The 13,724-nt window shown below is 54.1% G+C and carries 14 protein-coding genes; 7 read left to right on the top strand and 7 right to left on the bottom strand.

The window, feature by feature from the left end; genetic code table 11:
* Window positions 1-2: 2 nt before the first annotated feature.
* On the bottom strand, window positions 3-842 hold the full coding sequence (locus ACFOMG_RS17040) for a DUF2059 domain-containing protein (protein ID WP_376868430.1): 840 nt from the start codon (window positions 840-842) through the stop codon (window positions 3-5).
* A gap of 108 nt (window positions 843-950) precedes the next feature.
* Here ACFOMG_RS17040 and ACFOMG_RS17035 point away from each other — a divergent pair, with 108 nt between their 5' ends.
* Window positions 951-1,484 carry a tetratricopeptide repeat protein gene (locus ACFOMG_RS17035; RefSeq protein ID WP_376868429.1) on the top strand — a complete coding sequence of 178 codons (534 nt, stop codon included), beginning with the start codon at window positions 951-953 and terminating at the stop codon, window positions 1,482-1,484.
* A 12-nt stretch (window positions 1,485-1,496) separates the two neighbouring features.
* On the opposite strand, the gene ACFOMG_RS17030 is transcribed toward ACFOMG_RS17035, so the two are convergent.
* The 4 genes from ACFOMG_RS17030 to ACFOMG_RS17015 form a co-directional block, all read right to left on the bottom strand.
* Window positions 1,497-2,120, bottom strand: a complete 624-nt coding sequence (locus ACFOMG_RS17030) for a hypothetical protein (RefSeq protein ID WP_376868428.1) — start codon at window positions 2,118-2,120, stop codon at window positions 1,497-1,499.
* A gap of 4 nt (window positions 2,121-2,124) precedes the next feature.
* Window positions 2,125-3,414: a glutamate-1-semialdehyde 2,1-aminomutase gene (hemL, locus tag ACFOMG_RS17025; RefSeq protein WP_376868692.1), complete on the bottom strand. Its 1,290-nt coding sequence runs from the start codon at window positions 3,412-3,414 to the stop codon at window positions 2,125-2,127.
* Between the two features lie 330 nt (window positions 3,415-3,744).
* Entirely contained in the window at window positions 3,745-4,170 is a 426-nt protein-coding gene (gene hemJ, locus ACFOMG_RS17020) for a protoporphyrinogen oxidase HemJ (RefSeq protein ID WP_376868426.1), read from the bottom strand.
* 20 nt (window positions 4,171-4,190) lie between these two features.
* Window positions 4,191-5,972 carry a chloride channel protein gene (locus ACFOMG_RS17015; RefSeq protein WP_376868424.1) on the bottom strand — a complete coding sequence of 594 codons (1,782 nt, stop codon included), beginning with the start codon at window positions 5,970-5,972 and terminating at the stop codon, window positions 4,191-4,193.
* A gap of 161 nt (window positions 5,973-6,133) precedes the next feature.
* Here ACFOMG_RS17015 and argC point away from each other — a divergent pair, with 161 nt between their 5' ends.
* From argC to ACFOMG_RS16990, 5 genes are read left to right on the top strand one after another with little or no spacing between them, the layout of a single operon-like run.
* A complete protein-coding gene (argC, locus tag ACFOMG_RS17010) occupies window positions 6,134-7,165 on the top strand; it encodes an N-acetyl-gamma-glutamyl-phosphate reductase (RefSeq protein WP_376868423.1) in 1,032 nt (343 codons plus the stop codon).
* A 30-nt stretch (window positions 7,166-7,195) separates the two neighbouring features.
* Entirely contained in the window at window positions 7,196-7,939 is a 744-nt protein-coding gene (locus ACFOMG_RS17005) for a DUF6776 family protein (RefSeq protein WP_376868422.1), read from the top strand.
* A gap of 3 nt (window positions 7,940-7,942) precedes the next feature.
* The gene (locus ACFOMG_RS17000; protein WP_376868421.1) at window positions 7,943-8,371 is read left to right on the top strand and encodes a bactofilin family protein; all 429 of its coding nucleotides are present in this window, start codon (window positions 7,943-7,945) and stop codon (window positions 8,369-8,371) included.
* A gap of 55 nt (window positions 8,372-8,426) precedes the next feature.
* Window positions 8,427-8,774 carry an iron-sulfur cluster insertion protein ErpA gene (gene erpA / locus ACFOMG_RS16995; protein WP_376868419.1) on the top strand — a complete coding sequence of 116 codons (348 nt, stop codon included), beginning with the start codon at window positions 8,427-8,429 and terminating at the stop codon, window positions 8,772-8,774.
* A gap of 16 nt (window positions 8,775-8,790) precedes the next feature.
* Window positions 8,791-9,294 (top strand): DsrE family protein, encoded by a 504-nt coding sequence (locus tag ACFOMG_RS16990; protein WP_376868418.1) that lies wholly within the window; start codon window positions 8,791-8,793, stop codon window positions 9,292-9,294.
* Window positions 9,295-9,300: 6 nt separating this feature from the next.
* Here the strand turns inward: ACFOMG_RS16990 and ACFOMG_RS16985 are convergent, their stop codons facing one another.
* Window positions 9,301-10,404: an anhydro-N-acetylmuramic acid kinase gene (locus tag ACFOMG_RS16985; RefSeq protein WP_376868417.1), complete on the bottom strand. Its 1,104-nt coding sequence runs from the start codon at window positions 10,402-10,404 to the stop codon at window positions 9,301-9,303.
* Window positions 10,401-11,639, bottom strand: coding sequence for a M23 family metallopeptidase (locus ACFOMG_RS16980; RefSeq protein ID WP_376868415.1), 1,239 nt, complete (start codon window positions 11,637-11,639; stop codon window positions 10,401-10,403). The genes ACFOMG_RS16985 and ACFOMG_RS16980 overlap by 4 nt, the downstream gene beginning before the upstream one ends.
* 202 nt (window positions 11,640-11,841) lie before the next feature.
* Between ACFOMG_RS16980 and tyrS the strand changes: the two genes are divergently transcribed.
* A complete protein-coding gene (tyrS, locus tag ACFOMG_RS16975) occupies window positions 11,842-13,134 on the top strand; it encodes a tyrosine--tRNA ligase (protein WP_376868413.1) in 1,293 nt (430 codons plus the stop codon).
* The last annotated feature ends 590 nt before the right edge of the window (window positions 13,135-13,724 follow it).

Raw genomic sequence — 13,724 nt, 5'->3', positions numbered from 1 at the left:
GGTTATTCCGCCGCTGGCTGGCGTGTGGATAAGCCCTGCAGCCAGTACTGCACCATCTGTTGGCGGGCCTGAGCCAGGCCGTGCATGGCGGCTTTTAAATACAGCTGGGTGACCGGCTGTTGCAGGAAGTGTTCGTAGGCCTGCAGTTCGGCAGCAGAGAAGTCACGTAAGGCAAAGCCCAGCGACATCGACACCAGCTGTTCGGCATTAAAGACCATGTGTTTGCGTTGTTGCTGCATCTGCTGGCGGAACTCCGGCAGCGCAAACGGTTCGCCGTTAATGCCGCTTAAGGTGGAATATTTCGCCAGTTGCTGGTGTTCCTGCATATCCACCATAAATTCCACCAGACCCAGTTGTTTATCCAGTAATGCGGCCAGCTGTAATAATTCCGGGCTGGTTAATACCTGGTTGGCCTGGCTCATCATTTCGGCAAAGCCCTGCTCGCTGGCGGCATATATCTGCGCCTGATTAATTTTGCGTCCGGTGTCTGACTGGTACCAGCGCAGAATGCTGAGCAACTCGTCTTGATTGAGTGCCTTGCTGACGGCCAGCGCCATCTGTTGCTGAGTGTCACTGTTCTCCAGACTGCGCCGTGCCAGGGTTTGCAGTTGTGCTTGTTGCTGAGGTTGACCCGCCAGCGCGACACCGTGTTCTATGCCGGCTTCAAAGTGGCTGGGTAACTGGCTGATCAGGCTGTGAAAGCCGGAGGCACGGATCACCGCGGTGGCTTGTGGCAAGGCCCCGGTGGTGGTGTCCGCCAGGCTGTTCAGTGACAGCAACAGCAGTCCCAGTAAGCCGCTTGTGGCCAGCCGGAACTGAGAAAAAAGTGAATAAAACGTCATAACTGCATTCCTGTGCTTTATTTTTCTGTTCAACAATTCATGATTACCCGGCAACGGCTGGGTCATATTTGATTCAGATCAATATATAACCACTCTGTGAATAAGGTTATGACAAGGTTTTTCCCGATGATCAACAACATGCGACTCTGTCCGCCATTGGCTCTTTGTGCCGTGGCTGTATTCCTGTCGGCCTGTAGCCCGCAACCACCCAAACCGCAGGACTATGAGCTGTCGGTACATACCTTGCCGCAACAACAACGGGCTGAGCAGCCGGATGCTGACGGCCAGTATGCGCTGACTCTGGCTTCGCTGGAGCAGGGCCAGCATCATCCGGCGATTGCGGCGTTATTTGCCAAGGCGGAACAGGCCAGGCTGCAGCAACGCTGGCATATGGCGTTAAAATACCTCGATCAGGCGCGTCAGATTCAGCCGCGTAACCCGGCGGTGTTGTATCGTCAGGCCTGGGTCAATCTGCAACTCGGGCGGGCGGCGCAGGCCGAGCAGTTATTACAGCGGGCAAAAGTGTTTTCCTCGGGCGATGAAGCTCTGGAACGGCGTCTCGACTGGTTGTTAGCCGATGCTCTGGATGCACAGGGAAAAAGCAGCGGTGCGCAGGCGGCCCGTCAGCGGGCAACCCGCTGACGGCAGTGGCTGTCAGCCGCGCAGCGATAACCATCGGTTGCTACAGATAAGATAGGGGATTAAGGTCAGGCCGAGCCAGCTCCAGACGGCCGGGGTATGATTCAGGTTGCTGCGTAAATCCAGCCCCAGGTAGCCAGCCGATAACGCCAGCCAGAATAACAATACGGCGATAAAGCTGAACTCGCGCCGGCGAATCACGGGCAGGGCAAAGGTCAGTGCGCCGGCCAGTAACACCAGCAGCATCCAGTAGTCCAGCCATTCGCTGTTGCGGGTCAGGGCAAAAACGGCACAAATCCCCAGCAGGATCCGGCCCCAGACCATACGGCTCCAGTCCTGATCCAGCGCCCGTGCCAGGCCGCTGAACACCAGCAGCGGTAACGCCGCAAATAACGCCAGTTGCTGAAACAGGCCAGCGGTCTGATTGATATCCGCATTGTTTTGCCAGGCTGGCACCAGGCTCAGCGTCACGGTAGCCAGGCCGGCCAGCAGTAACAGCAGAGCACTGGCAAACCGGGCAGCCCGGTCGCCGCTGCCGGGAGCGTTGCCTTCGGGCTGATTGCCCTCGCTCAGTAATGACCGGTTTTGCCAGACTAAAACGGCGGCGCTGAGCAGCAGAATAACGGCGTGCAGGTTCACGTGATTATCCTTTCAGGCTGGCCATCACGATGCTGGCGGCATCGATGGTGTGCTGAATGTCTTCTTCTGTGTGAGCAATCGACATAAAGCCAGCTTCAAAAGCGCTGGGCGCGAGGTAGACGCCTTGCTCCAGCATGCCGTGGAAAAACCGGTTAAAGCGCTCACCATCACACTGTTCGGCCACGTCTTTAAAGCAACTCACCTGGTCTAACTCGGTGAAGAAAATACCAAACATCGAACCGGCACTGTTGTGGGTAAAGGCAATACCGTGCTGATCGGCGGCGGCCTGTAAACCATTCAGCAGTTGTTGCACCCGGTCGTTCAGCTGCTGGTAAAAGCCGGGTTGCTGAATCGCTTTTAACATCGCCAGACCGGCTGCCATCGCCAGTGGATTACCGGATAAGGTACCGGCCTGATACACAGGACCCAGCGGCGCCAGGTGTTCCATAATTTCACGTTTACCACCAAAGGCACCAACTGGCAGACCACCACCAATGACTTTGCCTAAGCAGGTCATGTCCGGGGTGATGCCATAATATTGCTGCGCACCACCCAGTGCGGCGCGGAAACCACTCATGACTTCGTCAAAAATCAGCACGATGCCGTGTACGGTGCACAGTTCGCGCAGACCCTGGAGGAAGGATTTGCTCGGTGGGATGCAGTTCATGTTGCCGGCCACCGGCTCGATAATGACACAGGCGATCTGATCACCGATCTGAGCGAAACATTCTTTCACCGAATCCAGGTCGTTGTAGTTCAGTGTCACTGTGTGTTCGGCAACCGACGCCGGAACGCCCGGAGATGTCGGCACACCCAGTGTCAGCATGCCGGAACCGGCTTTCACCAGTAGTGAGTCGGAGTGACCGTGGTAACAGCCTTCAAATTTCACCAGTTTGTCGCGCCCGGTAAAACCACGGGCCAGACGAATGGCACTCATGGTGGCTTCGGTGCCGGAGTTGGCCATGCGTACCATGTCGATGGAGGGGAATAACTTACACACCTCGTTGGCCATCTCGGTTTCGATACCGGTTGGTGCACCAAAGCTCAGGCCGTTTTCCATCTGGGCTCTGACGGCATCAAGAATTTCCGGCGCGCTGTGGCCCAGAATCATTGGCCCCCAGGAACCGACGTAATCGATGTAGCGGTTGCCATCCACATCGTAGGCGTAAGCGCCTTTGGCGTGATCAAAAAAGATCGGGGTACCACCAACACCCTTAAAGGCACGCACCGGAGAGTTCACGCCACCCGGAATGTGTTGCTGAGCCTGTGCAAAAAGTTGTTCAGATTTTGAGATGGAGTAGGACATAAATTTCTCGGTTCTGTTTTCAGATAACGTTTGGAGCCGGATAAAAGATAATTTTTCTGCTGCCGCGCCGAAGGGCCATCCATGGCCCTGCCGCGCTACCGCGACATCCTGTCGCTGCCTTCGAAAAACAATCTGTACCCGACTCCTTAAAAATTTTGACAGCGATCTAATAATTTATCGGTGCGCTGCGGGGCATATTGTCTGAAGTTTGTTGATGACCGTCTGCCGCAGGGATGCGGCAGTCGAGACTACAGGGATGTATTCACGTCGTGTCAGCAATAAATTTCAGACAAATGTGCCCTTTGAAATCTCTAGCGGCTAAAACGGCCTCACCACCACCATGATGACAATAAATACCAGCAAAAATACCGGCGCTTCGTTAAACCAGCGGTAAAACACATGGGAACGCTGGTTTAAATCATCACGGAAGACTTTCACCAGATGGCCACAATAAAAGTGGTAAACCAGCAATAACAGCACGGCGGTCAGTTTGCCGTGCATCCAGCCACTGCTGATGTAATACGACCAGTTGGTGCTGAGCAAGCCAATGCCCAGCAGCAGCACCACTACCATCGACGGTGTCATAATACCGCGGTACAACTTGCGCTCCATGATTTTAAAGCGCTCGCGTGATACCTCATCGTCGGCAGCGGCATGGTAAACAAACAGCCGTGGCAGATAAAAAATGGCCGCAAACCAGGTCACCACCGCAATAATATGAAAGGCTTTCAGCCACAGAAACATGTTGGCTCCGTTAGCCCGGCTCACTGACCGGTGCTGGGTTGATAACGATAAAAAAGTTCGATCTGTTCGCGCGACACCAGGCCAATACAATGGTTTTTCTGTTCGTCGCGGTAAACCGCCAGCCATTGTAATTGACCCGACTGCATCAGGTCTAAGGCATCCTGCAAATTGGCCTTCAGAGATATCTGGCCCACCTCATGGCGCTGGGCCGGCATGGCGATCAGATCCAGCGGCGGTTGTTGTGCGTGTTCATCTTCGTGGCCGGCATCCGTTTGCTGTTCTGCCCGTTGTTCGGCGTCGTGTGCCATGACGTTGACCAGGTCGGCGGTCGATAACAACGCCTGTTCGTGTTCCAGTAACAACCAGTCGGGCTGGTCCTGCAGAATCAGTTCGGCGCTGTCGCGTGAGATATGGCGGTCGACACAGACAAAACGACGGGTCATGGCCTGGGCAACCCAGGTGTTGCGTAACATCTGTTGCACCGGAGTGGGGGTCTGGGCCAGCGGGTTTTTCCCTAATAACACCTGAAACACCGATGGCAGATTAAAAATTTCGCTGGCAATCAGGCTGGCCACCACAATCGCCAGCATGCCCGGCATAATAATGTTGGGGTTGGCGGTCAGTTCCAGCATGGCAACCAGTGCCGCCAGTGGTGCCCGTAATGTCGCCCCCATCACCGCACACATGCCCAGCATGGCGTAAAAACCAACCGATACCGGATACTGTGGTAACCACCAGGCGGATAATTGCCCCATGATGCCGCCCAGCGCGGCACCAACAAATAAGCTTGGGCCAATCAGACCACCGGGGAAACCAGCAGCTGCTGCCCAGGCCGCCAGCCAGAGCTTACCGATCAATAATGCGAATAAGGTGAATACCACCACCTTGCCGGCCAGTGCGTCGTTAACCGTGTCGTAACCGATGCCGAGCAGTTGCGGCAGCCACAAACTGATGATAGCGGTGGTCAGGCTCAGGCCGCCCCATTTCAGCCAGAGTGGCCAGTGGCTGAAGTGCTGAAATTGCCGCACCGCCATCACAAAGCCACTGGCCGTCAGCCCGGCCATTACCCCGAGGGCAAAAATATAAGGAATTTCCAGCAAGGAGTGCATGTCCACGCCGGGTACCACAAACGCCGTTTCCGCACCAAACACAGCTTCAGTGACGATGGCGCCGGCAACGGATGCAAGAATAATGGGAATAAAACCGCGGATGCTGTATTCCAGCAGCACCACTTCCATGGCAAAAATCACGCCGGCCATCGGTGTGTTAAACGACGCTGAAATTGCACTGGCAACACCACAGCCGGCGAGAATCCGCAACCGATGGTGGGCCAGGCCAAAGCGCTGGCCAATCTGGCTGGCAGTGCCGGCGCCGAGGTGTACTGCCGGCCCTTCCCGGCCAACGCTGTGGCCGCTGAGCAGGGCGATAACAGCCGCCAGCCATTGCAACATCAGGTTGGGCAGCGGCAGGTAACCCTGATGACGCTCCATTCGTATTAATACGTGGCCAACCCCGACCGAGCGTTGTTCTTTGCTCAGTGGCTGGAAAATCGCAATCAGTAATACGCCACCGGCTAACAGCAAAGCGGCCCGTAACCAGGGGGCCAGCGCTTCGTAATCTTCTTCGCTGCTCATCGGTAATAACTCGACCAGCGGAATTTCGATGGCGAAGCGGAACAGGGTGATCACCCCGGCGCTGGCCAGGCCAACCAATAATGCCAGCAGCGCCATGCCAATCTGATTATTCGACAGCGTAACGTGGGTCAGCCAGTGTTGTTGCAGCCACTGTTTGAGAGAAGTCACAGAAGTTTCCGTTAGCGATAGAAAACGAATTATATCAACGATTACCGGATGGCGGGTGTCAGCGCCAGCAAGAATCAGTATTATAAGCTCCTTTTGTTGCTGCGGCTGCGCCTTACGAACGGCAGTCGTGGACGATAACCAAACTGCTGTGAGGTTTCTTTGTGATTAAAGTCGGTATTGTTGGCGGCACGGGTTACACCGGTGTCGAACTGCTCAGAATTCTGGTTAACCATCCGGACGTCGAACTCAGCGTCATTACTTCCCGCAGTGAGGAAGGTATGCCGGTGGCGGATATGTTCCCGAATCTGCGTGGCCATACCGACCTGCGTTTTTCCGTGCCCAGCGCCGACACACTGGGCGCCTGTGATGTGGTGTTTTTTGCCACACCACATGGTGTTGCTCATGCTCTGGCTCAGGAAGTGCTGGACGCCGGTGCCAGGGTCATCGACTTATCCGCAGATTTCCGGCTGCAGGACGCGCAGGAATGGGAGAAGTGGTACAACCAGCCTCACGGTGCGGTGAATCTGTTACCGGAAGCGGTCTACGGTTTGCCGGAAGTCAACCGCGAACAGATTCGTCAGGCACGCCTGATTGCGGTTCCGGGTTGTTACCCGACCTCTGTGCAGCTGGGGCTGTTACCTTTGCTGGAAAAAGGTTTATTGCCACAGCAGATGCTGATTGCCGACTGTAAATCCGGTGTCAGTGGTGCTGGCCGCGGTGCTAAAGTCGGTTCGCTGCTGTGCGAAAGCTCGGAATCGATGATGGCTTATGGCGTTGCCGGTCATCGTCATTTGCCGGAAATCCGTCAGGGTCTGAGCCGGGCAGCAGGTTATGCAGTGGATCTGACCTTTGTGCCACATCTGACGCCGATGATTCGTGGAATTCATTCTACACTGTATGCCCAAGCCCCTGATTTAAAAGACGATTTGCAGGCATTGTACGAGCAGCGTTTCGCTGACGAGCCGTTTGTTGATGTGATGCCGGCAGGCAGTCATCCGGCGACCCGCAGTGTGAAAGGCAGCAATATGTGCCGTATCGCGGTGCATCAGCACGCCGAAACCGGCCAGATCATTGTGTTATCGGTGATTGATAATCTGGTGAAAGGTGCTTCTGGTCAGGCGGTGCAGAATATGAACATTATGTTTGGCCTGGAAGAGCAGGCCGGTCTGCGTCAGGTGGCTTTGCTTCCGTAATCTGAAATCACTGACACTAAGGATTCAACTATGGCCGTGGTCAAAGGCAGTCAGCAGGATCGACTGATCATTCGTCACTACAAACCGGGGCAACGGTTTCGCCGGTTTTTGTTCACACTGATACTGATCGCCGCTGTTGGTGTTGGCGGCTATTTTGCCGGTGTCTACGACAGTATGTCGAGCATTCGCCAGCTGACCTCGGAACGCGATTCGTTGCAGACCGAGCTGCTGCAGGGAGAGCGGGAAATCACCCGTCTGACTCAGCGGGTCGGGGTGCTGGAGAAAGGTGGTGAAGTGGATCGCAAAGCCACCGAAGGCATTCGCCAGACCGTTAAAGAGCTGAAAGCGCACGTCGCCACACTGGAAGAAGAAGTGGCCTTTTATAAAGGCATTATGGCACCAAGCAGCAATGATAAAGGCCTGCGCATCAGCAAAATTAATATTCAGCCGGGTGACGCTGCCGGCCAATACAGCTATTCCATCATGCTGACTCAGGTGGCGGATAACAGCAGTTATATCACCGGCCTGGCGGCGGTGAATTTTGTTGGCACTCAGGCCGGTGAAAAAGTTATCCTGCCGCTGCGCGATCTGGACGGTGATATCGCCGATCTCGGCGTGAAGTTCCGCTTCCGTTATTTCCAGGAAGTTAAAGGCACCCTCAGTCTGCCGGCGCAGTTTGTTCCGGAGCAGGTGCAGGTGGTATTACAGTCGACCGGCAATAAAGCACAGCGGGTAGAAGAATCGATCGAATGGCCTGGAACAGGAGAGGCATAGTTCATGTTCAGCAGTAAAGATAAGGGTGCCAACACCCATTACGACACCTTAATTTCGGCCAAAACAGAAATTGTGGGTGATGTGAAATTCACCGGCGGATTACATGTCGATGGCCTGATTAAAGGGAATCTGCTGGCTGAGCCTGACGGCGATGCGGTGGTGCGCATCAGTGATAAAGGCCGGGTGGAAGGTCAGATTCACGCCCCGAATGTGGTGGTCAACGGCAACGTGACCGGCGATGTACACGCGGGTAAATACATCGAACTGGCGAAAAAAGCACATGTAAACGGTGACGTGTATTACCACGCCATGGAAATGGTGCTGGGCGCCCAGGTGAACGGCAAACTGAACCACCAGGCTAAAGGCGCACCGGGTAAAAAAGCACCGGAAGCGGTGAAAGAACAGTCCGGTGCTGACGCCAAAGTTGACTGAAATAGTCGGGTAAGCGGATAATTTCAGCCATCATTATTACTATTGCGGAGCCTTCATGAGCGCAGTGCAACAAGCAACCCCGTTTGATCTGACCCCAGCCGCGGAAGAAAAAATCCGCGAACTGCTGTTGGAAGAGGCGGATGACGAGCTGTGTTTACGGGTGTTTGTCACCGGTGGTGGCTGTTCCGGCTTTCAGTACGGCTTTACCTTTGATGATGATCGTGCGGAAGACGATTTTGCCATCAGCAACAACGGTGTACGGGTGCTGGTGGATTCACTCAGTTACGGTTATCTGGTGGGCTCGGTTCTGGATTACCAGGAGGGCCTGGAGGGGTCACGCTTTACGGTTAATAACCCTTCTGCAACCTCAACCTGTGGTTGTGGTTCATCCTTTTCGATCTGATCAGCGGAGAATATTTATGAAGTCGTGCGGTTATTCTGTTGTTGTTATTGCCGTCCGGCTGCTGTTACTGCTGCTGCCAGTCGGACTGGTGGTGGCCGAACACCCACCACAGACCAATCAGGCACCGGCGATTCAGAATGCCGCGCCTCAGCTGGCCGCACCGCAGAAACTTCAGGCGCTGGTTAAGTTACACACCGCCGATGAATTACGCGCCCTGTTAGCCCGGGCAGAACAGATCGCCAGTGGCAAAGACGAATACAACACCGACGAGCCAATCGCTCTGGTGTTACACGGCGCCGAGATTGAAATTTTCAAACGCAGTAATTACCGCAGCAATAAAGAGCTGGTGGATCTGGCTGCGCGGCTGGATGCTTTTAACGTCGTCGATTTAAAAGTCTGCCGGCGCTGGATGGGGCAACATGATCTGGAGCTGGGTGACCTGCCACCGTTTCTCGATCCGGTTCCTTTTGGTGGCGACGAAGTCAAACGCCTGCAAGGTGATGGTTACGCCTACTTCTGAGTTGTCTCAGGCCGGGTAGATGCCGCCCAGAATCCGTTCTCCCCGGGCGCCGGTAACCGCAGGTGCATTGCCGTTCAGGCCGTTCAGGGTACGGTATGCCAGCCAGGCAAATGCCATGGCTTCCATCCAGTCCGGATCAATACCGGCGCTTGCTGTGCTGAGCAGCTGATGAGCCGGTAACGCCTGCTGCAGTCGCTGCACCAGGTCCCGGTTATGGATACCACCACCACACAACAGAATTTCGCCATCGGCGTGGCCATGTTGCTGTACTGCGTCAGCGATACAGTCACAGCTGAATTGTGCCAGGCTTGCCTGAATATCTTCCGCCGGACAGGCCGGTAAATCGCCCAATAATTGCAGATTAAACAATTCCCGCCCGGTGCTTTTCGGAGGTGGTTGCTGCAGGTAATCTTGTATGGCGCTGAGTTGCTGCCATTGTTGTAACAGAGCGGGCTGCACCTGGCCACAGGCGGCGTATCGGCCTTCGGCATCATAATTTTGTTGCCAGTGCTGCTGACACCATTCGTCCATTAAGGCGTTCCCCGGGCCACAATCAAAGCCCAGTAAGCGTTCACCAAGTACCGTCAGATTGGCAATACCACCGATATTCAGCACCATTCGTGGCCGGCTGCTGTTGCCCAGACAGGCCTGGTGAAAAGCTGGCACCAGCGGGGCACCCTGGCCGCCGGCGGCAATATCCCGGCGGCGGAAATCAGCAATGCAGCTGATGCCGCTGTGTTCAGCAATCCAGCCCGGATCACCAATCTGCCAGCTGCTGCCGCTGAGTTGCTGATCGTTGGCAATATGGCGCAGGGTATGGCCGTGGCTGCCAATAGCGCTGACTGCCGTGGCCGGGGTGTTACTTTGCTGTAACAGCTGATTGATGGCTTCGACGCTGATTTCGGCGATTCTGCGATCCAGTTGCATAACCTGCGCGGCCGGCAATTGCGGCGCAACGGCGGCCTGACGCAGCTGTTGCGCAAACGCTGCCGGGTAGCTGATGCCACAGGCATGTCGCAGCTTAGGCGCTGACCCGTCGCGGAATTCCACCAGGGCCGCGTCCATACCATCGGCACTGGTGCCTGACATCAGGCCGATAAACAGCGTCATGCCTGCGGCGTTCCGTTGTTGCCTTCGGCCAGTACCTGCTCGTCGTGGCTGCTCAGCCATTCCACCAGTGAGTTGGATTTTTTCAGGAAATCCGCTTTCTGGCTTTTTGAGATGGATTTGGCTTTTGGCAGTTTGACTCTTAATGAATCGCGATGGACGCCATCCACCCGGAACTCATAATGCAAATGTGGGCCGGTAGCCAGGCCGGTACTGCCGACGTAACCGATAATTTGTCCTTGTTTTACCTGGCGGCCACGACGCACGCTGCGGCCGAACTTGCTCAGGTGAGCGTACAGGGTCTGATAGCGGGAGCCGTGCTGAATAATCACACAGTTACCAAATCCGCCTTTACGCCCGGCAAAGGTAACCTTGCCATCACCGGCGGCCTTAATTGGTGTACCACGAGCGGCGGCGTAATCGGTGCCGCGGTGCGCGCGAAAACGGTTTAAAACCGGATGTTTTCGTTTCAGGTTAAAGCGTGAACTGATACGGGCGAAATCAATCGGGTTACGCAGAAACTCTTTGCGCATGCTTAACCCTTCCGGAGTGTAATAACTGGCGTTGCCTTTGTTATCTTCATAACGCACCGCGGTCAGTTCCCGGCCACGATTGTTAAAGCGGGCAATCAGGATGTCGCCGTTGCCGATTTTTTCACCGTCGAGAAAGATTTCTTCATAGATCAGGCTGAAGGAATCGCCCTGGCGGATATCCAGTGCAAAGTCGATGTCCCAGCCAAAGATGCCGGCCAGTTCAATCAGAACCTGTTCAGGAACACCGGCCCGGCCGCCATCCAGAAATAACGAGTTATTGATTACCGTGCTGGCAAAACGCGGCCGATAATCGGCATCACGTTCCAGCAACTGATAATTCAGGTTGCCTTCGGCGTCGCGGACAAAACTGTGGCGTGCCAGCGGCGAAATAATCATATCGAGTTTCTGCACCCGGTTGTCTGCGGATGCCAGCCAGCGCAGTTTCTGTTGCGGTTGCAGACGGATGGCATCTTTGGGGGCAACCGCTGCTATTTCCAGCACGTCCACCGCACTCAGATTATGGCGATCGAATAATAACGACAGATTTTCACCGGAACGCACTTCCGCTTCCTGCCAGTTTTCGTCGGCCTTGGCAGTGACTGCGGATTTCTGTGGGATATCAATGACGATACGGGTTTGTTCAGTATTATGTGGCGCAGGTGTTGGCCAGAGGGAAATCATCAGCAGAATGAATAATAAGCTCATCGCCCCTAAGAGATGGCTAACGGGGAAATACTGCAAGCGTCCGGGCAGAGCCATAGGGTATTTTGTCCTGTCTTATTTTAACGCGGGCTAAGTGTACCCAATCACTTCCGGACTGTCCTCAGGAGAAGTGTATAGACTTGATTTTGCACCTTGTTCAGGTATGTTCAGCTCCCTTCCGATAATCAATGTGTGAATAGCCACCATGACTGCAGCATTAATAGCCGATCTTAAAGAACGTGGCCTGCTAAATCAGGTCACTGCCGATGATGAGTTTATCGAACACCTGGAATCCGGGGCCCGTACTTTATATTGCGGCTTTGATCCAACGGCTGACAGCTTGCATCTGGGGCACCTGGTTCCGTTATTGGTACTGACACGGTTTCAGCAGGCGGGTCATAACCCTATTGCCCTGGTCGGCGGGGCAACCGGTCTGATTGGTGATCCGAGCTTTAAAGCTGCTGAGCGCCAGCTGAATACGCCGGATATCGTGGCGGGCTGGGCTGACAAAATCCGCAACCAGGTCAGCCAGTTTATTAAGTTTGAAGGTGTTGATAATCCGGCCCAGGTGGTTAATAACCTGGATTGGGCCGGGCAGATGAATGTTCTCGATTTCCTGCGGGACGTTGGTAAACATTTCTCCGTCAACGCCATGATCAATAAAGAATCGGTACAGCAACGGCTGAATCGTGATGGTGCCGGCATTTCCTTCACCGAGTTCTCCTATGCGCTGTTGCAGGGCATGGACTTTGCGGAGCTGAATCGTCGTTATAACTGCACCTTACAGATTGGTGGTTCTGATCAGTGGGGTAATATCGTTGGTGGTATTGATCTGGCGCGGCGTGAAAATGGTGCGCAGACTTTTGGTCTGACGGTGCCTCTGGTTACCAAAGCGGATGGCACTAAATTTGGTAAAACCGAATCCGGTGCGGTATGGCTGGATCCGGCGAAAACATCACCGTATGCCTTTTATCAGTTCTGGATGAACACCGCGGACGCAGACGTTTATAAGTTCCTGCGCTATTTTACCTTCCTGCCGGTTGAGAAGATTGCCGAAATTGAAGCGCAGGACGCTGAGATTCAGGGGCGTAAGACGGCCCAGCCAATCCTGGCCGATGAAGTTACCCGTATGGTGCACGGCGAAGAAGCGCTGGAATCGGCTAAGCGGATTACAGAAGCTCTGTTCTCCGGTGACGTTACTCAGTTGTCTGAACGGGAGCTGGAGCAAATCAAGCAGGACGGCCTGCCATCCAGCGATCTGAACACCGCAGAGCTGGCGGATAAACCACTGACGTCGTTGTTGTCGGATGCCGGGCTGGGACAAGGTAAGCAGATTAAAGATGCGCTGGGGCGTAATGCTGTGATCGTCAACGGTACCGCCTATGGTATGGATGATCTGATGAAAGGTGAGCAGATTTTTTCTGCACAGCAGGCGATGTTTGGTCGTTTCTTCCTGGTGAAGCTGGGTAAGAAAAAATACCATCTGTTTGAAATCTGATTCTGTTAATAAAAAAGTATTGACGGCGCATTTTATCTCCCTATAATGCGCCGCTCCTGATTGCTGAGGCGCTCGGGAAGCATCTTAAAGATGTTGTTTTTCACTAAGTTGGTGTGGCAGGAAGAGCTCCTGAGATGCTGAGAAAAACAAAACAAAATAAGGTATTGACGGCGGCATTAAGCTCTATATAATGCGCCGCTCCTGAAGTGAAGGGCATCGGAAGATGTTTAAAACATCAGGAAAAATAAGGGGTTGACACAGTGTTTTAACACTATATAATGCGCCCCGCTCTGAACGATAAGGCTCTGGCCAAAACGATCAGAAAGAAAAAATGGTTGACATTGAGATTCAGGTCTTTATAATGCGCAGCCCGCTTCGAGAGAAACGCGAAGCGAAGTTCTTTAACAAAGTATTTAGACAATTCGTGTGGGTACTTACTGAGATGTTGTGAAGACACGCCGACTTGCAGTTCGCTGCAATAGGCACACAAGATCATCAAGTAAGAACTCGTCGATAATTCATTTAGATTTATTGTCAGTTTTATTCTTGAGCAAGATTTAGATTGGATATTCCACCAATCGAAACTTTTT

Source organism: Bacterioplanoides pacificum (genome assembly GCF_042648445.1).
Taxonomy (GTDB): Bacteria; Pseudomonadota; Gammaproteobacteria; order Pseudomonadales; family Oceanobacteraceae; genus Bacterioplanoides; species Bacterioplanoides pacificum.
Note: the sequence above shows the minus strand (reverse complement) of the source record. Positions and strands in the feature narration are given on the sequence as shown.